17 protein-coding genes are annotated in these 21149 nt (G+C 55.7%); 9 read left to right on the forward strand and 8 right to left on the reverse strand.

All coding sequences use genetic code 11. The annotated features are described in order from the left end of the window. Positions 1-112 precede the first annotated feature (112 nt). On the forward strand, positions 113-595 hold the full coding sequence (locus ACRQ84_RS12020) for a YlaC family protein (protein WP_483816185.1): 483 nt from the start codon (positions 113-115) through the stop codon (positions 593-595). Here the strand turns inward: ACRQ84_RS12020 and ACRQ84_RS12025 are convergent. From ACRQ84_RS12025 to ACRQ84_RS12035, 3 genes are all read right to left on the reverse strand, one after another. Further along, the gene (locus tag ACRQ84_RS12025; protein WP_483816186.1) at positions 592-2004 is read right to left on the reverse strand and encodes an aminotransferase-like domain-containing protein; all 1413 of its coding nucleotides are present in this window, start codon (positions 2002-2004) and stop codon (positions 592-594) included. The genes ACRQ84_RS12020 and ACRQ84_RS12025 overlap by 4 nt on opposite strands. 190 nt (positions 2005-2194) lie before the next feature. Beyond that, positions 2195-4285 (reverse strand): putative bifunctional diguanylate cyclase/phosphodiesterase, encoded by a 2091-nt coding sequence (locus tag ACRQ84_RS12030; protein WP_483816187.1) that lies wholly within the window; start codon positions 4283-4285, stop codon positions 2195-2197. 158 nt (positions 4286-4443) lie between these two features. Further along, the gene (locus tag ACRQ84_RS12035; RefSeq protein ID WP_483816188.1) at positions 4444-6546 is read right to left on the reverse strand and encodes a putative bifunctional diguanylate cyclase/phosphodiesterase; all 2103 of its coding nucleotides are present in this window, start codon (positions 6544-6546) and stop codon (positions 4444-4446) included. A gap of 548 nt (positions 6547-7094) precedes the next feature. Between ACRQ84_RS12035 and ACRQ84_RS12040 the strand changes: the two genes are divergently transcribed. From ACRQ84_RS12040 to ACRQ84_RS12060, 5 genes are read left to right on the forward strand one after another with little or no spacing between them, the layout of a single operon-like run. Then, complete coding sequence (locus ACRQ84_RS12040) at positions 7095-7664, forward strand: spore coat protein U domain-containing protein (protein WP_064738508.1); 570 nt, start codon at positions 7095-7097, stop codon at positions 7662-7664. A gap of 37 nt (positions 7665-7701) precedes the next feature. Continuing rightward, on the forward strand, positions 7702-8196 hold the full coding sequence (locus tag ACRQ84_RS12045; RefSeq protein ID WP_483817920.1) for a Csu type fimbrial protein: 495 nt from the start codon (positions 7702-7704) through the stop codon (positions 8194-8196). Positions 8197-8224: 28 nt separating this feature from the next. Beyond that, the gene (locus ACRQ84_RS12050; protein ID WP_483817921.1) at positions 8225-8920 is read left to right on the forward strand and encodes a fimbrial biogenesis chaperone; all 696 of its coding nucleotides are present in this window, start codon (positions 8225-8227) and stop codon (positions 8918-8920) included. Then, entirely contained in the window at positions 8920-11355 is a 2436-nt protein-coding gene (locus tag ACRQ84_RS12055) for a fimbria/pilus outer membrane usher protein (protein WP_483816189.1), read from the forward strand. The genes ACRQ84_RS12050 and ACRQ84_RS12055 overlap by 1 nt, the downstream gene beginning before the upstream one ends. Then, positions 11352-12317, forward strand: a complete 966-nt coding sequence (locus tag ACRQ84_RS12060) for a Csu type fimbrial protein (RefSeq protein WP_483816190.1) — start codon at positions 11352-11354, stop codon at positions 12315-12317. The genes ACRQ84_RS12055 and ACRQ84_RS12060 overlap by 4 nt, the downstream gene beginning before the upstream one ends. A gap of 499 nt (positions 12318-12816) precedes the next feature. Here the strand turns inward: ACRQ84_RS12060 and ACRQ84_RS12065 are convergent, their stop codons facing one another. The 3 genes from ACRQ84_RS12065 to exbB form a co-directional block, all read right to left on the reverse strand. After that, positions 12817-14136 (reverse strand): MFS transporter, encoded by a 1320-nt coding sequence (locus ACRQ84_RS12065; protein WP_483816191.1) that lies wholly within the window; start codon positions 14134-14136, stop codon positions 12817-12819. 181 nt (positions 14137-14317) lie between these two features. After that, the gene (exbD, locus tag ACRQ84_RS12070; protein WP_008103349.1) at positions 14318-14740 is read right to left on the reverse strand and encodes a TonB system transport protein ExbD; all 423 of its coding nucleotides are present in this window, start codon (positions 14738-14740) and stop codon (positions 14318-14320) included. A gap of 5 nt (positions 14741-14745) precedes the next feature. Further along, a complete protein-coding gene (exbB, locus tag ACRQ84_RS12075; RefSeq protein WP_196762319.1) occupies positions 14746-15474 on the reverse strand; it encodes a tol-pal system-associated acyl-CoA thioesterase in 729 nt (242 codons plus the stop codon). 260 nt (positions 15475-15734) lie between these two features. Here exbB and metC point away from each other — a divergent pair, with 260 nt between their 5' ends. Both metC and ACRQ84_RS12085 read left to right on the forward strand, forming a co-directional pair. Beyond that, positions 15735-16925, forward strand: coding sequence for a cystathionine beta-lyase (gene metC / locus ACRQ84_RS12080; protein ID WP_483816192.1), 1191 nt, complete (start codon positions 15735-15737; stop codon positions 16923-16925). Positions 16926-17023: 98 nt separating this feature from the next. Continuing rightward, the gene (locus ACRQ84_RS12085) at positions 17024-17686 is read left to right on the forward strand and encodes a DedA family protein (RefSeq protein WP_061720572.1); all 663 of its coding nucleotides are present in this window, start codon (positions 17024-17026) and stop codon (positions 17684-17686) included. On the opposite strand, the gene ACRQ84_RS12090 is transcribed toward ACRQ84_RS12085, so the two are convergent. After that, positions 17687-18607, reverse strand: coding sequence for an AraC family transcriptional regulator (locus tag ACRQ84_RS12090; RefSeq protein WP_483816193.1), 921 nt, complete (start codon positions 18605-18607; stop codon positions 17687-17689). It lies immediately after the preceding gene. Between the two features lie 205 nt (positions 18608-18812). Between ACRQ84_RS12090 and dkgA the strand changes: the two genes are divergently transcribed. Further along, positions 18813-19640 carry a 2,5-didehydrogluconate reductase DkgA gene (gene dkgA / locus ACRQ84_RS12095; RefSeq protein ID WP_483816194.1) on the forward strand — a complete coding sequence of 276 codons (828 nt, stop codon included), beginning with the start codon at positions 18813-18815 and terminating at the stop codon, positions 19638-19640. A gap of 62 nt (positions 19641-19702) precedes the next feature. On the opposite strand, the gene ftsP is transcribed toward dkgA, so the two are convergent. Then, positions 19703-21130 (reverse strand): cell division protein FtsP, encoded by a 1428-nt coding sequence (ftsP, locus tag ACRQ84_RS12100; RefSeq protein WP_064738498.1) that lies wholly within the window; start codon positions 21128-21130, stop codon positions 19703-19705. Positions 21131-21149 lie beyond the last annotated feature (19 nt).

Genomic DNA, 21149 nt, shown 5'->3' on the forward strand with positions numbered 1-21149 from the left:
CTTCTCCCACCGCTGTAACATAAACTGTTATACAAAAAATTGACCAATCTGTCTCTAATTCGCTTCACTGTTATGTGCTTTACTGGCAGGCAGTGATAATTAGAGGTGAACAATGGACGCGATCAAACAAATCTTGCTCGACGAAATCGATACGCTGAACCGTGACGAACTGCGTGATAATCGCCCACGCTTTAGCTTCTCGTTTTTAAAAAAACACCCCGGACTCTGGGCCGCTATGTACTTATGCTACGCACTCAGCGTTGCGCTGATCTTCACCACCGAGATGCTCGGCTGGCCGGCGTTCTGGTTTGCCACGGTGTTTGTGCTGGTGATGAGCGTGCTGATGCTGATGGATATCAATCCGAAGTACCGCTTTGAAGATATTGATACGCTGGATCTGCGCGTTTGCTACAACGGCGAATGGTATTATGTGCAGCCGGTTTCTCAGCAGGCGCTGGATAAGATTCTGGATAACCCGCACACCCCGGATCGCGTGCGCAGCGGTATTGATCGTCTGATGAAGCAGAAAGGTGAAGTGGATTTCTACGACGTTTACTATCTCACCTGGGGCCACCAGCAGGCGGCCCACGTTTAGCCCTTTAACCCGGCAATCAGTTTGCCCAACGTCTCTACCGCCGCCTCGGCGCGTGTGTCCCACGGCCAGGCGGTGTTGAAGCGGAAACAGTGGCTGAAGCCGTCGCCGCTGGAAAATAGCTGGCCGGGGGCAATGCTGATCCCCTCGCGCAACGCCAAATGATAAAGCTGCGTGGTGTTAATGTGCGCCGGCAGCGCAATCCACAGGAAATAGCCGCCCGGCGTATCGCTGATGCTGGCGTCATTGGGTAATACTCGGCGCAGCGCCTGCTGTGCCAGCTGCTTGCGCTTTGCCAGCGTCTGACGCAGCTTCTTCAAATGCGCATCGTAACTGCGCGTGCTGAGGAAGTCGGCGAGCGCCAGCTGCATCGGCGCGCTGGTCGACAGCGTGCTCATCAATTGGATGCGCTGCACACGCTGCGCATGGCGTCCCGCCGCCACCCACCCCACGCGAAATCCCGCCACCAGATTCTTGGAGAAACTGCCGCAGTGCAGCACGTTACCGTCACGATCAAAGGCTTTAGCGGGCAGCGGTTTGTCATGGCCTTCATACAGATCGCCGTACACATCGTCTTCAATCATCGCCACGTTGTAGCGCGCCAGCAATTCCACCAGCTGCTGTTTGCGCTCGGCGCTCAGGGTAAAGCCGAGCGGATTTTGCCGGTTGGTCATCAGCCAGCAGGCTTTCACCGGCCAGCGCTGCAGCGCCTGCTCCAGCTCCTCCAGATCCATGCCGTTTTCGACATCGCTGGCAATGGCAATCGCATTCAGCTTGAGGCGCTCAATCGCCTGTAGCGCACCATAAAATGACGGATTTTCAAGGATCACCCAATCGCCAGGTTCGGTAACGGCTTGCAGGCTGAGATTGAGCGCTTCCATCGCGCCGTTAGTGATGACGATGTCATCCGGCGACAACGTGATGCCCTGCTGCGCATAGCGCTGCGCCAGAATTTTACGCAGCGCTTCGTTGCCCGGCGGCAAATTGTTGAGCGCATCGGTGGGTTTAAGGTTGTGCGAGACTTTCACCAGCGAGCGCATCAGCTGGCGCTGGGGAAACAGTTCTGGGTCGGGAAAGGCGGAGCCAAATGGCATGATGGCGGGATTACGCGTGGCTTGCAGCACGTCAAACACAAAGCTGTTGGTATCGGCCTGATCGGTTTTGGCGATTTCCTGGGTCGGCAGGCGTGGACGACTTTCGGCGGCGCGCGGTGCCACGTAATAACCCGATTGCGGCTTCGAGACGATCCAACCCTGGCTCTCCAGCACTTCATAGGCGTGCATCACCGTCATCAGGCTCAGCCCGCTCTGCTCCGCCTGCTGGCGTAGCGAAGGCAGCTTCTCGCCCGGCGGCCAGATGCGCGCCTCGATCTGCGTGCGAAGCTGCTCTACCAACTGCTGATATTTCGCCACCCGAACTCCGATGTAGAGGATTTGGCGGCTAGTTTCCCTCACCCTAACCCTCTCCCGCAAGCGGGAGAGGGAATGAACAGAGGGAGAACACCCGCAAGCAGGGGAAGGTTGGGATGAGAAAAGTGCAAAGTGCTGGATCGGCTCCTTCTCCCGCTTGTGGGAGAAGGTTGGGATGAGGGAATCAATAGCGTTAAGGCATGCGCTCCAGCTCTAACACGTCCTCGTAGAAATTCGGCAGTTCGGCAATCCGCTCCGGCGGTACCGGTTTGCCCAGCAAATAGCCTTGTAAGGTATCGCAGCCCAAACCGGTGAGGAACGCCTGTTGATCCTGAGTTTCAACGCCTTCAGCGACCACTTTAAGATGCAGCGACTGCGCCAGCGCAACAATCGCTGAAACGATGGTGGCATCTTCAGAATTCGCCTGTAGTTCATTGACGAAGGCGCGATCGATCTTCAGCTCGCTAGCCGGTAAACGCTTCAGATACAGCAAGCTGGAGTAGCCGGTGCCGAAATCATCAATCGATGCCTTCACGCCCATGTTGGTCAGTTCGGTGAGAATGCGTACGCTCTCTTCCGGGTCGCGCATGGCGGTGGTTTCCGTCACTTCCAACGTCAGCAGTTCGGCGGGAATTTGGTGATGCGCCAACGCTTCGGTGACGGTTTCGACCAGATTGTTTTGCTCAAACTGCAGCGCCGACAGGTTCACCGCAATCGACCAGTGGGGATGACCTTGCAAATGCCAGGAGCGCAGCTGACGACAGGCTTCGTTGATCACCCAGTTGCCAATACTCACAATCATGCCGGTCTTCTCCGCCATCGGCAGGAAAGTGTCGGGTGCCAGCAAACCGCGCGTTGGATGCTGCCAACGCAGCAGCGCTTCAAAACCGAGGATGGGCCCGCTCGGCGCGCAGTATTTAGGTTGATAGAATAGCCGAAGCTCCTGGTTATCCAGCGCTTGCCACAAATCGTTATTCAGCTGCAACTGCGACTGCGCCAGCATATTCATTGACGGCTGGAAGAAAGTGTAACCGTTGCGACCATTGTTTTTGGTGTGGTACATGGCGGCATCGGCGTTAAACATCAGCTCGCGCTCGTCTTTGCCATCGCCGGGATAGACCGCAATACCAATACTCAGCGACACCACCAGCTCATAGCGCGAGATATCGAACGGACGATCCACCGCTTTGACCAGCGTATCGGCTACGGCTGCGGCATCGTTGGGATCATCAATCTCCAGCAGCAGCACAAATTCGTCGCCGCCCATGCGCGCTAACGTGTAGTGCCCTTTCATCTGGTCGGTCATGCGCTCGGTAACGCCAATCAGCAAATTGTCGCCAACGTGGTGACCAAAGGCATCGTTAACCGCTTTGAAACCGTCGAGGTCCATAAACATCAGCGCAAACTGCGACTTTTCGCGGTTGGCTTTATTGATGGCTTGCTCCAGGCGGTCTTCTAACAGAATGCGGTTAGGCAAACGCGTCAGGTTATCGTGCAGCGCCAGCTGCGCCAGCTCACGATTGGCCTCAGCCAGCGAGTGCGCGAGGATTGAAGTACGCGCCTGCAGACGTGCATCCAGCATCGAGACCAGCAAGGTGATGCCGAGGATCGCCAGCGTCACTACCGTCACCACCACCGCCAGCCAGTTACTGTTGACGCCCATGTGCGTCGCGTGGCTTTGCATCGGGAAGTTGGCGGCCGCCATGCCGGTATAATGCATGCCGGCAATCGCACAGCCCATCACCACTGACGCGCCAAGGCGTAATAGCGTGACGCGACCATGTCCTTCGCGCAGGTTAAACGCCAGCCACAGCGCAGCGCCCGAGGCCACCAACGCAATCGCCACCGATGCCGCCACCCAGCCCCAATTCCAGGTGATACCAGGGGAAAACATCAGCGCCGCCATACCGGTGTAGTGCATGGCCACCACGCCGGAACCCAACACCAACGCGCCGCCACACAGTCGTGACCACGGCAAGGTACTGGTTGAGCACACCAGCCACAGGGCAAAAACCGAGGCCAGCACCGCCACCACCATGGAGGTGACGGTTAGCATTGGGTCGTAGCTCATAACCATGTTGAGGCTCATCGATAACATACCGATGAAGTGCATCGCCCAGATGCCGATGCCCATGGCGAATCCACCGCCGAATAACCAAACCAGCGCCACCTTGCCAGTTGAGGAAGCCACGCGTCCTGCCATATCAAGCGCAGTAAACGAGGCCAGCATCGCCACCAGGATCGAGACGATGACGGTAAACGAGTCGTACGAAGTCACTAACATAGTGATTTCCCAAGTTAAAGCCGGTGTAAGTCAGCTGTGGTGTTGTTATTAAATAGGTGGAATCTGTTGGTTTTATTGTAGGAATTATCGGCAGCGAGCCCGCCGATCTGAGTCTTTGAACGATGAAACCTTCCGATGCGGAAGAAAATAAAAATTGTTTATTGCGCGCCAGCCATCGATACAACGTTATCGGTAAACGGCAGCGGCACGGTAAGCGCAGCGGTAAATTCGCCAATACGCTCTGCGGGTGTCGGCTTGCCGAGCAGATACCCTTGCAGCGTGTCGAAGCCCAACCCGGTTAACAGGCGCTGCTGCTCCTCGGTTTCAACGCCTTCTGCGACCATACGCAGGTTTAGCGTTTGTGCCAGCGTCAGCATGGCACTGACAACAGCGGCGTCTTCGCTACCGGCACGTAGACTATTGATAAATGAACGATCTATTTTAAGCTCGCTGGCTTCCAGATGTTTCAAATGCAGCAAATTGGCGTAGCCGATGCCGAAATTATCGATCGCGACTTTCACGCCTAGCCGATGCAATTCAGCAATGCGCTGCTGGCTGAACTGCGGGTCGCGCATGGCGATGTTCTCAGTAATCTCCAGCATCAGCATGCCCTGAGGAATCTGGTGACGCTGCAGCGCCTGACGCACGCTATCGATAAGATCGCGCTGCTGAAATTGCAGAGCCGAAAGATTGACCGAAACAGTCCAGTCACCGTTGCCTGCGTCGTGCCACTGTTTCAGCTGGCGGCAGGCTTCATTCACCACCCAGTTTCCTAGCGCGACAATTTGCCCGGTTTTTTCGGCGCGCGCCAGAAACATATCCGGCATGAGCAGGCCGCGTCGCGGATGCTGCCAGCGCAACAGCGCTTCAAAGCCCATCAACACCGTGCCGCCCGCACGGAATTTTGGCTGATAGAACAGGCGCATCTCCTGATATTCCAGCGCGTTCCACAGATCGTTAGCGAGCGCCAATTGATGCTGCGCCACGGCACTCATCGCCGGTTCAAACAGGCACCAGCCGTTACGGCCGCTGTGTTTGGTGTGATACATGGCGGAGTCGGCATTAAACATCAACTCCTGCTGGTTGCGGCCATGCAGCGGGAAGATAACAATGCCGACGCTGAGCGAGACGCGCAGCGAATAACGATCGAGATCGAAAGGCGCATCAATCACCTGGACGAGTTGTTGCGCCAGCCTGGTGGCCTGATGGATATGGAACTGTGGACACAGCAACACGAATTCATCGCCTCCCAGACGCGCCAGCAGAACCTCTTCACTCACCTGCACACGCAAGCGCTCAGCAACCGCAACCAGCAAGCGGTCACCGACGTGATGGCCCCACGTATCGTTGACGGCTTTAAAGCCGTCAAGATCCATAAACATCAAGGCGAAGTGCTCGTCCTGCAGCGTCGCCTGTTTGATCTGCGTGGTGAGCTGGTGATCCAGCATCACACGATTTGGCAGCGCAGTAAGATTGTCGTGCATCGCCAGCTGGCGCAGTTCGCTGTTAGCGCGCTTGAGTTTGGCCGCGAGACGAGCAGCACGTAGCTGTGCATCCAGCATCGAGATCAGCAGCATCAGTCCTAAAATGCTCAACGTGATAATGGTGACCCATACCGCCAGCCCCTCTTCGCTCGCACCGTGATGCTGCATGGTCATCGGCAAGATGAATTCCGCTGCGGCCATGCCGGTGTAATGCATCCCCGCAATCGCAATGCCCATGAGTACGGCCGCGCCAGCGCGCAATAGCAGCAGGCTTTCGCCCTGGCGCAGATGGAATGCCAGCCACAATGCCGCGCCAGATGCAGCGTAAGCAATGAGTACCGAGAGCGCGACCAACGGCATATTCCAGCGAATCGGGGTTTCAATCATCAGCGCGTTCATACCGAGGTAGTGCATGACAATGATGCCGCTGCCGAGTATGAGAGTGCCGCGCACTAAGCGCCGGCGGGTGAGATGACTGCCTTGCACGCCCTGCGCGAAAGCGAAGATGGCGCTGATTATTGCCACCAGCAATGAGAGAACGGTGAGCTCGACATCGTAGCGCATGGTCATCGGCATCATCATCGCCAGCATGCCAATAAAGTGCATCGCCCACACCCCGATGCCCATCGCTGTACCGCCACCTATCAACCAAAGTTTTGCTAGCCAGCCGCGTGAGACGGCAACACGCCCGGCGGTATCCAATGCGGTAAAGGCGGCGATGAAAGCCACAATCAGTGAAACGGAAACCAGAACGCTATCCCAGGTAACCAGTAGCATGTGCGCTCCTAAACTTTACCCGCTGCGGAGCAGGTACGCTGTCGTCAAATTAGGACAAGGATGATAAAACGCCGCTCAAGCAGGATTCATGACCGCCTGCGGCGAAGCTCAACAAAAAAAACGACCAGGACAATTCTGGAGTCGTTATGCTGTTTTTTTTATTTTCATCGTCAGCCATTGAGAGAAAAATTAATAATATCTGATTAATGCACGAACATAACATTGAAGCGATGTGCGCGGTAGAGGAAGAAATCATCGACCGTTTAGTTTTTTTAACTGCCCGCTACCCCTTGCGAATACTGAGTTATCGGCGAAAAAAGTGAATTGATTAGGGAAAAAACGAAGCATTGCGGTACAAGGCTTGATTTGCTGATCTATAGTAAAGAAAACTGATATAAGTTATTAACCCAACGTCTAGGAATTTTCTTAGGTAGCGGGCGCTTACGCTGTCTGGCCGGTTCCGGCTCTTGCATGATTTTGGCTGTATTTGCATAAATGTATAACCAGGTGAAAAAGCACTGACCTTGGATAATCAGTAAGGAATGATTATGAAACTCAAGCTTTTTCTTGTGGCAACTAGCCTAAGCGCCGCACTTGTACCTCATGCTGTTTTTGCCGCCACCACAACGGGAACCATCAATGCTACATTGACGCTGACCACCGGCTGTTTGGTGAACGGCCAATCTGCAACGACTGGGGTTAACTTTGGTACCCTGAACTTTGGTAGCAGCGCTGCAACCTTCGATACCCTCAACGCCACGCTGGTCGGAGCCGCGGGTAATGGCATCTTTGTCCGCTGTACCACCGGACAAACTTTCAACGTGCAAGTCACCAGCAGTAACACTGCCCCGTCTACGGTATATGGCACAGTGAGTGGACAACCGCGTTACCTCACCCTTGGTTCAGACAATACCCAAGGCATTGCCTATACGCTGTATAGCGACGCCGCGTTTACCACCGCTATTGCTAACAACACCAATATCGCCGCCAGTGGTACTACGGACCCCACGCTGGGTACCAACTACGCCATTTATGGTCGCGTGGTGGGCGGCGGCTTTAACCCGCTGATCCCGGCAGGTACTTACACTGACACCATTAACGTGGCGGTGAATTACTGAGGAAAGGATAATCAGGGTGGCCGCAGTGCAGCGGTTGATGCACAGTGCAGGCGGCCTTGCCCTGCTGATAGGGAGCGTCTCCGCCTGGGGGTTGCCGACGGCAACGTTTCAGGTTTCAGCATCAGTAGTGGCAGGCTGTGTCGTCTCCGGTACCAATACCGGGGTATTTGGCACGCTTAATTTTGGTACGCAATCGGGCGTGGCTTCCAGCAGCGTCAGCGCCAGCTATGTACAAAGCACCACTATCACTCTTGCCTGCACGCCAGGCACTGCCGTGAGTATGAGCATCAACGGCGGCAGCAATTACACCTCCACCCGCAATCTCAAACACACGGCTAATACCGATACCCTGGCCTATAGCTTGTTCACCAATGCGGCGCATACCACGGCGATCCCGGTGAACAGTGCCGTGGCGTTGAGTTACAGCAATGCCAACAACATCACATTGCCGATTTACGGCCTGTTAACGCTGCCCGGCCCGACGCGCGCCGGGACTTATACCGACACTTTAACCGTCACGCTCAGTTGGTGACGTCAGTGATAAGAAGGATGATATGAAGATGAATCTGCGCGCCCGATTACTGTTGCTCCTTGTGGTACTCACGCCTGCGGTGCACGCCGCCAACTCGCTGATGGTTTGGCCCATCGATCCGGCTATCGATCCGCAAGAAAAAGCCAGCGAGCTGTGGCTGGAAAATCGGGGCAATGCCACCACCATGATGCAGGTGCGCATCTTCAGCTGGCAGCAAATGAATGGTCAGGAACAGTATCAAACACAGCAACAGGTGGCGGCGAGTCCGCCAATGGTGCGTCTTGAACCGGGACAAAGGCAGCTGGTGCGCTTGATTAAACAAACGCCACCCGCGGCCGGGCGTGAAATGTCGTATCGCGTGGTGCTGGATGAGATCCCTACGCCGCGCACGCCGGGCGAAAACCAGGCCGGTCTCACTTTCCAGATGCGCTATTCGGTGCCGCTCTTCGTGTATGGCGACGGCGTCACGCGCGACACGGCGAAACCGCAGCTGAGCTGGCAGGAAGTCAACAGCGGCGGCAAACGCTGGCTGGAGCTGACCAATCGCGGTAACGGCCACGCACGTTTAAGCAACGTCACCATTGGTGGGCGCAAAATGGGCAATGGCTTATTCGGTTACGTGCTGGCGAACAGCAGCAATCGCTGGCCATTAACCAGCAGCGTGAGCGGTGAGCTGGCAGCTGACATGAATAAAGGCCACTGGAGCAGCGCTGCCGCGCGTTGATGAAGTTAACGCCGCATCCCTGCGCGTTGGCCGTTGCCAGTGTGCTCTGTCTCAGTCCGATAAGCAGCAGTGCGGAAACGTTCTCCGAACTGCCACCGCCGCCTGCGCTGGAGAATAATGCCGGCGGTCAGCAATACATGCTGGAACTGGTGGTGAATCAGGGCCAACGCGGCGAGATCGTGCCGGTTGAGCGCAAAAACGGTGATTTCTGGCTGCGACGTGGCGATCTGCAACGCGCAGGAATTCCGGCAGAGAAACTGCAAGGGCAGCAGATTGATGTCAATCAACTCAGCGGAGCGAAAGTGGAGTACGACGAACGACGCCAGCGCCTGTTACTGACGGTGCCGCCCGCCTGGCTGCCGGGTCAAACGATTGGCCAGCGTCAGGATGCGCCGCGCTTTCCCGGCCGCGCCAGCAATGGCGCCTTGCTCAACTATGACTTCTACGCCACGCGTACCGACAATGCCGGTTCGCGCCTCTCCAGCTGGAACGAGCTGCGCTTCTTCGGTCCGGCTGGACAGTTTTCGACCAATGGCGTCTACGTACAGCAGTTGGAAGGGGGCGTTTCAGGGCAGCAGGAAGGTTACATCCGCTACGACACGTGGTTTAGCAACGAAAATGAGAACGCGGTGATCAGCTGGCGCGCCGGGGATTTGGTCACGGATGCGCTGAGCTGGAGCAACAGCGTGCGTCTCGGCGGCGTGCAGATTGGACGCGACTTTAGTGTGCGACCCGATCTGGTGACCTATCCGCTGCCGGCTTTTTCCGGCCAGGCAGCGGTGCCCTCTTCGGTTGATCTCTTTATTAATGGCTACCGCAGCACCCAGGCCGAGGTACAGCCGGGTCCGTGGTCACTCACTAACGTGCCCTTCGTTAATGGTGCGGGCGATGCCGTCATCACCACCACCGATGCCGTGGGTCGACAAATCACCACCACGCTGCCGTTTTATGTCTCCAGCAGTTTGCTGAAGCAAGGGTTATCTGATTACTCATTCTCCGCCGGTGCGATACGCGAAAACTACGGCATTCAGAATTTTGATTACGGCGCAGCAGCCGCCAGCGGATCGTATCGCTACGGATTAACCGACTGGCTGACGCTGGAGAGCCATGCGGAAGGCAGCGACAGCGTAGCGATGGGCGGCGCAGGTGGATTGCTCAAGCTTGGTAGTTTTGGCGTGGTGAATAGCGCGCTGGCACAGAGCCAGATGGACGGTAATCCAGGCACGCAATATAGCTGGGGCTATCAGTACAACAACAGTTGGTTCAGCCTGGGAACCCAGCACATCATTCGCAGCGTCGATTTTGGTAATCTTGCGCTGGTCGGCAGCCGTGGCGACAGCGCTAACACCAGCTATTCGCTGGCGCGCCGCAGCGCGCAGTACACCGCCAGCGTGTCGCTGAGTGACTACGGCAGTCTTGGGTTGGCCTATTTTGATATCGCCGGCGGTAACGGTGACCGCACGCGGTTATTGAACCTTTCGTGGAGTAAAAATCTGTGGGGCAACAGCAGTTTGTACGTCTCCGCCAGCCGCGATCAGGCGCAAGGCAACTGGAGCGGCGCGATTTCGCTGATCATCCCGTTCGGTGAGCAGAGCAGCGCCTCGGTCAGTACGGAGCGCGATCAGCAAGGAAACAATAGCCAGCGTCTGTATGTGTCACGTGCCATGCCAACCGACGGCGGTTTCTCTTATGATGCCGCCTGGGCCAACCAGGGCAGCGACAGCGGCGATTATCGCCAGGCCAGCCTGCGTTATCGCAACAATAAAATTGATACCTCGGCCGGTTTCTACGGCGATAACGACAACACAACGCAATGGGCCGATTTCACCGGCTCGCTGGTGTTAATGGATAACCGCGTCTTCGCCGCCAATGACATCAACGATGCCTTTGTGGTGGTGAAAACCGATTATCCGGACGTAACGGTGCGTTATGAGAACCAGACGATGGGCCGCACGGATAATCAGGGCTATCTGCTGGTGCCCTCGATCAGCAGTTATTACGGCGCTAAATACGATATCGACACCCTCGATTTACCGGCCGATCGGACTGCGCCGAAGGTAGAACAGCGCTTTGCCGTGAAACGCAAAAGCGGCTATCTGCTTAACTTCCCGGTGGAGCGTTTGCGCGCGGCCAGCGTGGTGCTACACGACAGCAACGGGCAGCCGATTCCCATTTCCAGCCAGATATTGCGTCCGAATCAGGCCACCGAATATGTCGGCTGGGACGGCATTGTGTGGATGGAAGATCTCACGGCCAATAACCCGATTCACGTGGTGACGCCGGATGGCCGCAGCTGCGATACACAACTGGATATTGCTCACGGCCAGCCAAAAGCGCTCGAAACTTACGGACCGCTTACCTGTCCGCTGCCACCGCCACCGCAGGGATCTGCGGTGAGCAGCGCGGATAATTCACAGTCAGGGATTTCACCATGAGAAAGCTTCTGCTGCTGCTCGCGCTGTTTTTGCTGCCAGGCACCAGCTATGCGCTTTGCAGCTTATCGGCACCCAGCGCAACCTTCGGTTCAGTCACCACGTTTTCAGTGGGTTCGACGGTGAATAACACATCCAGCACGACCAACGTTAACTGCGGATCGGGCACGCTTTCTCTGCTGGGCTCCGATAACATCACCTATGCCTTCACCACCGCCTCAAACCTCAGCGGCACGCGCGCGGTGTTGAAAACGGCCAGCGGCGGCACCGATAACATTCCAATCAGGTTGTGTATCGACAGCGCCTGCGCCACCGAATTACAACAGGGCGGCAGCTATCGCTGGAGCTCGGCCTCGCTGCTGGCGTTGGGTAACAGCCTCAATTTCAACATTCCGCTCTATTTCCGTACCGTGCCGGGACAAGTGATTGCTGCGGGTTCCTATACCACCACCATTACGCTGACCGTCAGTTATACGGTATGCGCCGGTTTAAACGTGGCGGGATTGTGCGTGGGAACGGTGCAGACCAGCCCCGGCACGGCGATGCCGATTACGGTTAATCTGGTGGTCACCAACGATTGCACCACCATTACCGCACCGAACGTCAGTTTTGGCAGTGCGCCGTTGGTGAGAAGTTTTTCCACGGTGCAGCAGACGATTAATGTGGTGTGCTCAAAAGGCAGCACCTATACCGTGGGTTTGAGCAACGGCAGTTATTACAGCGGCACCACGCGGCAAATGGCGAGCGGAACTAACCGGCTGGCATATGACATCTACAAAGGCACCACCACCACCTCACGCTGGGGGCCAACCGGCACCGATCGCTGGAGCAGCAGCACCTCGACATCGTTGAATGCGGATACCGTGACGCGCAACTTCACCTATACGGCGCAGATTTTGACCACGCAGAATACGCCGGCGGCGGGGAATTACACCGATAGCGTGGTGGTGGATGTGTCGTTTTAATCCGGAGATGAAGATCAGGTCGCCATGAATGGCGTAATGCTCATCAGTTAAGCAGCGCATTGGCTCGGTAACCTGGTCACCATGAATGGCGACCCTACAGCCGTTACAGCGACAGTGATTAAAAAATAGGCATTGATGCTCTAGCGTGGGTGTTGAGGCGACATCCCAGCCCGCTGAGCGAGTGAAGGATTCCAGGGCGAGCCGCAGGGATGCGGCGAGAGGCGGCGCTGAGCAGGAGCGAATCGCCGCCGGTCCGTCAGGAATCGTGAATGAGTGAAGGCACCGCGCAGCGGCGGGCTGGGCTGGCGCAGGGCCCCGGAGTGCAGAGGGCGCGGCCAGGCGTCCTCTGCTCGGTCGCCGCACGGCATAGCTGAAACTGCCCCAGCCGATGGCGAACGAAAGTGGCTTGGTGCTTAACTGATCGGCATTACGCCATTTATGGCGACCCTACGAAATCCGGATGCATACATTGTAGGGTCGCCATTTATGGCGACCTGGTTTACGACGCGCTTAGCGAAACTGCGCCGTGGCGCGCTTGATACTGCTTTACCATCCGGCCAATCAGTAAGGTGCCGACCAGACCACACACCGCCGCAAATGACAGCCACACGCCCGGCATTGCTTTATCACCTGTCGCATGAATCAGATAACTCGATATCGCAGGGGTGAAGCCGCCAAACAGCGCGGTCGCCAGACTATAAGCCATTGAAAAACCAGTGGCACGCACTTCGGCTGGCATAATCTCGGCCAGATAGACCACCATCGCACCGTTGTAGCTGGCATAGAGGAACGACAACCACAGCTCGGCTTCAACCAAACGGGCAAAGCTTGGGGATCCTACCAACCAGTGCAGCACCGGCCAGGTAGTAACAATCATCAATATTGTACATACGATCAACAGCGGACGACGACCCACGCGATCCGAAAGTGAACCCATTATCGGCAGCCAGAACAGGTTGGAAAGGCCGACAAACAGCGTCACCAGAAAGCTCTCTTTATCGCTCATCATTAGCACGGTTTTGCCAAACGTCGGGGTAAAGGCGGTGATCATGTAGAACATCACAGTGGTGGTCACCACCATCAACATTCCTGCCAACACCAACGCCCAATTTTGCCCGACCGAACGCACAATCTGGCTCATTGAAGGATGATGTTTACGCTGGCTAAAAGCGTCGGTCTCTTCCAGCATGCGGCGAATATAGAACAGGAATGGCACGATCATACAGCCCACCACAAATGGAATACGCCAGCCCCATTCGGTGACCGCCTCTTTCGCCAGCAGATGATTCAGACCCAAACCGAGCAGTGCGGCGAAGATCACCGCGACCTGCTGGCTGCCCGATTGCCAGCTGACATAAAAGCCTTTGCGCCCTTTCGGCGCCACTTCCGCCAGATAGACCGACACGCCACCCAATTCAACGCCCGCCGAGAAGCCCTGCAGCAGACGACCGAGCAGAATCAGAATCGGCGCGGCGGCACCCAACGTGGCATAGCCGGGCACCAGCGCAATGGTTAAGGTGCCGATCGCCATCAAACCTAGCGTCAGCAGCAAGCCTTTGCGGCGGCCATGATGGTCGATGTAAGCGCCAAGAATAATCGCGCCGAGCGGGCGCATCAGGAAGCCTGCGCCAAAGGTCATTAGCGTGAGCATTAAAGAGGCAAAGGGATCATCGCCGGGGAAAAAGGTTTTGGCGATGGCCGTGGCGTAGTAGCCAAATACCATAAAATCATACATCTCAAGAAAGTTACCGCTGGTAACGCTAAAGATGGTTTTGGCACCGCCCTGCGACGACTTTTGTAAAGAGTGACTTGAGCTCATATTGTCCTTCCTGGTTTTTCTTCCGTTTTAACGCGCTAAGCCAGGAATAGATGTGATCTTCTTCACCATTGCAGTTTACAAACATGAGACCAAAAGTAACAAGGAATTAACAAGTTGAGTGCGGGACATAAAAAAAGGTCGCCATGAATGGCGACCCTACGGCAAGATGGGTGAGATGAGGTTACTTCTTCACCGTTTCCATGCCCATCAAACCAATCTTCAGATAACCGGCTTCGCGCAGCTGATCCATCACTTCCATCAGCGTGGCGTAATCGACTGATTTATCCGCCTGGAAGAAGATGGTGGTGTCTTTCTTGCCTTCGGTTTGCGCCGTTAGCGCATTCACCAGCGTCTCTTTGGTGACCGCATCGTTACCAATGAAAATCTGCTTATCTTCCTTAATGGAGAGATAAACCGGTTTTTCCGGACGCGGCTGCGGAGCGCTGGTCGATGCTGGCAGGTTTACGCGTACATCGACCGTGGCTAAGGGCGCGGCGACCATAAAGATGATCAGCAGAACCAGCATGACGTCGATAAACGGCGTCACGTTAATTTCGTGCATTTCGCCATCGCCTACCGAGTCATCGTTTAAACGCATCGCCATAATACTTATCCTACGCGCAGTTTCTGTGCCGCCGCTGGACGGTTGGCTTCTTTGGCGGTATCGACGTTGCCGAGATCAAGATCGCGGCTCTGCAGCAGCATCACCTGTGCAGCGACGTCGCCCAGCGAGGCTTTGTAACTGGCAATCATACGCGCGAACACGTTGTAGATAACTACCGCAGGAATCGCTGCAACCAGACCGATCGCGGTGGCCAGCAGCGCTTCCGCGATGCCCGGCGCCACGACCGCAAGGTTGGTGGTTTGCGTTTTGGCGATCCCGATGAAGCTGTTCATGATGCCCCACACGGTACCGAACAGACCGATAAACGGTGCAACGGAACCGATGGTGGCGAGGAAACCATTACCGCGACCGGCATGACGGCTGAATGCCGCAACGCGACGATCGAGACGGAAGCTGGTGCGCTCTTTGATGCCATCCAGATCTTCAGTGCCGGCGGACAGCTCCAGCTCATTCTGCGCATCGTTGAGCAGCACAGCGCTGTGGCTGTTGCCTTTGAAGTTTTCAGCAGCACGGTAAGCATCGTTTAACGATCGGGCTTCACCCAGCGCCTGATGCTCGCGTTTCAGGCGACGTTTCGCCCCGCTCAGCTCAGCAAACTTACCGAAGAAAATTGCCCACGTGACAACGGAAGCCAGTAACAGGCCAATCATCACAATCTTTACCACGATATCGGCATGCTGATACATGCCCCAAACGGAAAGATCCGTTTGCATCAAATCACTGGCTACCACGCTGCATCTCCAACTTCTGTTGCACAGTTCACGATTGAAGCGCGGATCATAGCAAAAAAAACGTCCGAAGTGATAGTGGTTCTCATTACTATTTACAAAGCAAAGATGCCAGCGATATCCACAATTTAGCGGATGTTATGCGCAATACTGGCCTCACTCTGATAATCGCCAATCAGGCTCAACCCACCAGGCTGATTCGTGGTAACGTGGATGTTTTGTGGGAAATGTCAGGAAAGGCAGTGATGGCAACGAAAAAAATAGACACCACGCTGGTCAGCGCGGGACGTAGTAAACGTTACACTCAAGGCTCAGTTAATAGCGTAATTCAACGCGCTTCATCCCTGGTTTTTGACACGGTCGCCGATAAAAAACGCGCGACCGCGGGTCGCGCTTCAGGCGAGCTGTTTTATGGCCGCCGCGGCACCCTCACCCATTTCTCACTGCAAGATGCGATGACCGAACTGGAAGGCGGCGCAGGCTGCGCGCTCTATCCGTGCGGCGCCGCGGCGGTATCCAACGCCATTTTGTCTTTCGTCGAAGCCGGTGACCATATTCTGGTGAGCGGCGCGGTTTACGAACCGACGCAGGATTTCTGCTCGAAAATTCTCAGCAAGCTGAACGTCGCCACCACCTATTTCGATCACTGTATCGGCAGCGAAATCGGTGAGCTGGTGCAGCCGAATACCCGCGTGGTGTTCCTCGAATCGCCTGCGTCTATCACTATGGAAGTGCAGGATATTCCAGCGATTGTTGCCGCCGTGCGTGCTAAAGCGCCGGATGCGATCATCATGATCGACAATACCTGGGCAGCGGGCGTGCTGTTTAACGCGCTGGCGCACGGCATCGATATTTCAATTCAGGCCGGCACCAAATACATCATTGGCCACAGCGATGCGATGATTGGTACCGCTGTAGCGAATGAACGTTGCTGGCCGCAGCTGCGCGAGAATTCCTATCTGATGGGCCAAATGGTCGATGCCGATACCGCCTATATGGCGAGCCGCGGTATTCGCACCCTCGGCACGCGCCTGCGTCAGCACGAAGAGAGCGGTTTGCAGGTGGCCGAATGGCTGGCAACGCGGCCGGAAGTGGCGCGCGTTAATCATCCGGCGCTGGCGCAGTGTAAAGGCCACGCATTCTGGCAACGTGATTTCAGCGGCAGCAGCGGTTTGTTCTCGTTCATCCTGCATGAAAAACTGAGCCGTGAGCAGCTGGCAAATTATCTCGATCACTTCCACCATTTCAGCATGGCGTATTCGTGGGGCGGCTACGAATCGCTGATTCTGGCCAATCAGCCAGAAGAACTGGCGGCGATTCGTCCGGCGGGCGGCGTGGATTTTGACGGGACATTAGTGCGATTACATATCGGCCTCGAACACGTCGATGACTTGCTGGATGATCTTAAAGCCGGCTTTGCGCGCTTAAAAAATTAAACAGAAACTAAACCATGCTGTGGCGGTGATGAGAGATCAACGTATGCCATGCCACAGAAGGTTAAAATTAGAATCCTTGTGACTCGATGGAATAGCTGATGGGTGTTTTACATGAGATTGTCCAGGCGCTTTGGCATCAGGATTTTGCCGCGCTAGGTAATCCGGATGTGGTGTGGATTGTCTATGGCGTGATGTTTTTGACGCTATTTCTGGAAAACGGTTTACTGCCCGCGTCATTCCTGCCGGGCGATAGCCTGCTGTTATTAGCGGGCGCGATGGTCGCTAAAGGTGTGATGGATTTCGTGCCAACCATTGTGATTTTGACCACGGCGGCCAGTCTGGGCTGCTGGCTCAGTTATCTGCAAGGGCGCTGGCTCGGCAATACCAAACTGGTGAAAAGCTGGTTATTACACTTGCCGGCGCAATATCACCAGCGCGCGTGGAATATGTTTAACCGACACGGGTTGATGGCGCTACTGGTTGGCCGCTTCCTCGCCTTTGTGCGCACCTTGCTGCCCACCATGGCGGGCATTTCTGGTTTGAACAACGGTCGCTTTCAATTGTTTAACTGGTTGAGCGGGCTGTTGTGGGTGGGCATTGTGGTGACGCTGGGCTACGGCATCAGCCATGTACCCTTTATCAAACGCCATGAAGATCAGGTAATGGCCATCCTGATGATTCTGCCAATCGCGCTGCTGTTTATCGGCCTTGCCGGCAGCATTGTGGTGATTTGGAAAAAACGCCGCCAGAAAGTCTCCTGATTACGACGCGGCGTCAAACGGTAGCACCGGCACTGTTTGACGCACGCGGCTCGCCTCTTCTCCCGGCGTCACGCCGAAATAGCGCTTAAACTCGCGAGAAAACTGCGACGGGCTTTCATAGCCCACGCGCACCGCTGCTGCGCTGGCTTTCATGCCATCCTGTAGCATCATCAGACGCGCCTGATGCAGACGATAACGCTTGAGATATTGCAGGGGCGAGGTTTGCGTCACGGCTTTAAAGTTGTGATGAAACGCAGAAACGCTCATGTTCACTTCTGCAGCCAGCATGTCGACACTGAGGCTTTCCGCAAAATGGTTTTCGATGCGACGCAGCGCGCGCGCAATCTGGCTGAACTGCGTCTGGCGATTGACCAGCGACAGCAGCGCGCCACCAATCGGTCCGGTTAACACGTAATAAATAATCTCGCGTACCAGCTGCGGGCCAAGTACACGGGCGTCACGCGGATTATTCATCACATCCAGCAAGCGTTCGGCGGCGCACAGCATCTCTTCGCTCATGAACGCCGAGTGGATGCCCGAGGTTTGCGCCTGCGGCTGGAACTGCTCGTCATCGCCGATATCCATCAGCAAATCCTGCAGGCAGGCGACATCCACGCTTAAACACATGCCAGCCAGCGGCTCTGCCAGCGTAGCTTCGGTTTCACACTCCACCGGCAGCGGCACGGTAAGCATCAGATATTTGGTGGCGTCGTAGTGAAAAACGGTGCTGCCGAGATAGCCGGTTTTGCGCCCCTGAAACAGAATCACAATGCCTGGCTGGTACATCATCGGCGTGCGCGGCAGGGTTTCGCAGGCATAAATGAGTTTGACGTTTTCTACTGCGCACAGCGGCTTATGCAGGTCACTCATTAGTGCAACCACGCGCTGCGCCAGCTGGCGACAAAGGGCGTCGTATGACATGGTTCTCTCTCAGGCAGCAAAAAATGCAGTTTGCCGCAAGGCTGCTCAAAACTCCATCAAACTGGAGAATCAGGCAAGAAATTTGCAGAAATCTACCGGGCAAAATTGCTGCCTGCTTGCCACAATGATCCGCAGGCAAGGTTTGTTGACTAGACTTAAGCACATCTTTTCTACGGTAAGTCACTGCAACAGATAAGGAGCAACTATGGCAGAGCAACCCATTATTAAATTGCGCGACGGCAATATGATGCCGCAGCTTGGCCTCGGCGTCTGGCAGGCAAGCATTGACGATGCGCGTAACGCCATCCTGGAAGCGTTGAAAGTCGGCTATCGCTCCATTGATACCGCAGCCATCTACAAAAATGAGGAAGCGGTTGGACAAGCGCTGCATGAGACCGACGTGGCACGCGAAGACATTTTTATCACCACCAAGCTATGGAATGACGATCAAACCAACTGGCAGCAGGCGATGGAAACCAGCCTGAAGAAATTACAGCTGGAGCAGGTGGATTTGTATCTGATGCACTGGCCGTGCCCGGAAAAAGATAACTTCGTTGAAGCCTGGAAGGGATTGATTGAGCTGCAGCAGCAGGGCTTAACCAAGAGCATCGGCGTATGTAACTTCCACGAGGCGCACCTGAAGCGTTTGATCGATGAAACCGGTGTATCGCCGGTAGTGAACCAGATTGAGCTGCATCCAATGCTGCAACAGCGCACGCTGCACGCATGGAATGCGTTGCATCAGATTCAGACTGAATCCTGGAGCCCGCTGGCGCAAGGTGGTAAAGGCGTGTTCGATCAGGAGATCATCCGCGAGCTGGCGAAGAAATACAGCAAGACGCCAGCACAAATCGTTATTCGCTGGCATCTGGATAGCGGCTTAGTGGTGATTCCGAAGTCCATTACGCCGGAACGTATTCGTGAGAATTTCCAGGTGTTTGATTTCAGGTTAGATAAAACTGAGGTGAGCGAGATCAGTAAGCTGGATAGCGGTAATCGTCTGGGGCCAGATCCGGAGACGTTTAACGGCTAGCGTTTTGCAAAGGTCGCCATGATTGGCGACCCTACGGTGCGCATAAATGCGCACCGTTTTAATTAAGACGTGGGATTCACCAATAATTGCCCCGCTGTCCCGCGATCCGCCATCTCTAACGTCTGGCTGTAATAGACAAACGGGAAATGATCTGACGAGCTCTGCGGGAAGCTCACCAGCAATTCCACGCTGCCATCAACCCACACCGTATCTTTCCAGCCGCGATCTTCACCCATCGGCTGCGCACCATTAACGTTCTTAATCAGGAACATTACGCCCTGAATATGGAGCGACTGTGGGCGATCGGCGTGAATGATCCAGCGCTCAAAGGTGCCCTGCTGCGCAGTGGTATCAATGCGGTTCATGTCCCACAGCACACCGTTAATGCCCGGCTCGCTGTCGCCAATACGGAATTCGCGCGTGCGCACCGCCACGCCGTCCAGAATCTGATCCGCCAGCAGACGCATCGGCAAATTGTCCGTCACCAGCGGCAACAAACCAGTAGGACGTAAGCTCAGCACCAGCGTGTTGGTTAGAATGGATGAAGGCTCAAACAAGCCGCGTAGGCGATCCATCAAGCCCGCCGCTGTTCCAGCCATAATCGAGACTTCATCGCCCTGCGACATATCTACCAGCACTTCACGACGTTCTCCCGGCGCCAGCGTAAGCAGCTGTACAGCCACCGGCGCAGGCAGGAAGCCCTGATCGCTGGCGATCACCGTAAACGGACGATTATCGGAAAAGGTAAGATCGAAACGGCGCGCATTCGAGCCATTCAGCAAGCGCAAACGCACCCAGCCGCGTGATACTTCGACGTAGGGATTTTGCACGCCATTGACCAACAGCACATCGCCAATAAACCCGCCATCAGAGGTGGGGTTGTAAACCGGCGTGGCAAAGTTATCGAGACGCTTGTCCTGGATGATCAGCGGGAAATCATCGACGCCGTAATGTTTCGGCAGCGGCAGCGATTTACTGACATCGTCTTCAACCAGCCACATGCCGGCTAAGCCGTTGTAGACGTGCGGCGCCATACGGTTCGGCGTGTTAGCGTGATACCACAATGTGCCGGCGCCCTGACGAATCGGCAGCACCGGCGCCCAATCGGCTCCGGCCGACATCATGCGCGGCGCACCGCCCATTAACGCGCCCGGCACCTGTAAACCGCTGACAGTCATTGATACCGGTTCGTTGAGGCGGTTACTGTAAATCAGCTTCACATCATCGCCACTGTACACGCGCACCGTTGGCCCGAGGTACATTCCGTTAAAGCCCCACACCGGCACTTTGTTGCTGTTGCCACTAAATGACCAATGGCTGCGCTGTAACGTTAAAAATAGCGGCTGACCGCGACGTGATTCAATCAGTGGCGGAATAGGAAGTGGCGTGTCGCCCAATGGCGCGGCGGCACGAGCGGCGTAAGGTATGGCACCGGAAGCCAACGCGACACCGGCAGAAAGCTGAATAAACTGACGTCTGCTGCAAGACATAAAACTTCAGACCTTTTGA

Source organism: Pantoea sp. E2023-21, assembly GCF_051302795.1.
GTDB lineage: Bacteria > Pseudomonadota > Gammaproteobacteria > Enterobacterales > Enterobacteriaceae > Pantoea > Pantoea ludwigii_A.

Coding starts and splice junctions, on each gene's coding strand:
- ACRQ84_RS12090 (WP_483816193.1), bottom strand. CDS start 18,607: ATGTCATACGACGCCCTTTGTCGCCAGCTGGCGCAGCGCGTGGTTGCA.
- ACRQ84_RS12030 (WP_483816187.1), bottom strand. CDS start 4,285: ATGTTAGTGACTTCGTACGACTCGTTTACCGTCATCGTCTCGATCCTG.
- ACRQ84_RS12020 (WP_483816185.1), top strand. CDS start 113: ATGGACGCGATCAAACAAATCTTGCTCGACGAAATCGATACGCTGAAC.
- metC (WP_483816192.1), top strand. CDS start 15,735: ATGGCAACGAAAAAAATAGACACCACGCTGGTCAGCGCGGGACGTAGT.
- ACRQ84_RS12060 (WP_483816190.1), top strand. CDS start 11,352: ATGAGAAAGCTTCTGCTGCTGCTCGCGCTGTTTTTGCTGCCAGGCACC.
- exbB (WP_196762319.1), bottom strand. CDS start 15,474: ATGCAAACGGATCTTTCCGTTTGGGGCATGTATCAGCATGCCGATATC.
- ACRQ84_RS12055 (WP_483816189.1), top strand. CDS start 8,920: ATGAAGTTAACGCCGCATCCCTGCGCGTTGGCCGTTGCCAGTGTGCTC.
- ACRQ84_RS12065 (WP_483816191.1), bottom strand. CDS start 14,136: ATGAGCTCAAGTCACTCTTTACAAAAGTCGTCGCAGGGCGGTGCCAAA.
- exbD (WP_008103349.1), bottom strand. CDS start 14,740: ATGGCGATGCGTTTAAACGATGACTCGGTAGGCGATGGCGAAATGCAC.
- ftsP (WP_064738498.1), bottom strand. CDS start 21,130: ATGTCTTGCAGCAGACGTCAGTTTATTCAGCTTTCTGCCGGTGTCGCG.
- dkgA (WP_483816194.1), top strand. CDS start 18,813: ATGGCAGAGCAACCCATTATTAAATTGCGCGACGGCAATATGATGCCG.
- ACRQ84_RS12050 (WP_483817921.1), top strand. CDS start 8,225: ATGAATCTGCGCGCCCGATTACTGTTGCTCCTTGTGGTACTCACGCCT.
- ACRQ84_RS12045 (WP_483817920.1), top strand. CDS start 7,702: ATGCACAGTGCAGGCGGCCTTGCCCTGCTGATAGGGAGCGTCTCCGCC.
- ACRQ84_RS12035 (WP_483816188.1), bottom strand. CDS start 6,546: ATGCTACTGGTTACCTGGGATAGCGTTCTGGTTTCCGTTTCACTGATT.
- ACRQ84_RS12040 (WP_064738508.1), top strand. CDS start 7,095: ATGAAACTCAAGCTTTTTCTTGTGGCAACTAGCCTAAGCGCCGCACTT.
- ACRQ84_RS12085 (WP_061720572.1), top strand. CDS start 17,024: ATGGGTGTTTTACATGAGATTGTCCAGGCGCTTTGGCATCAGGATTTT.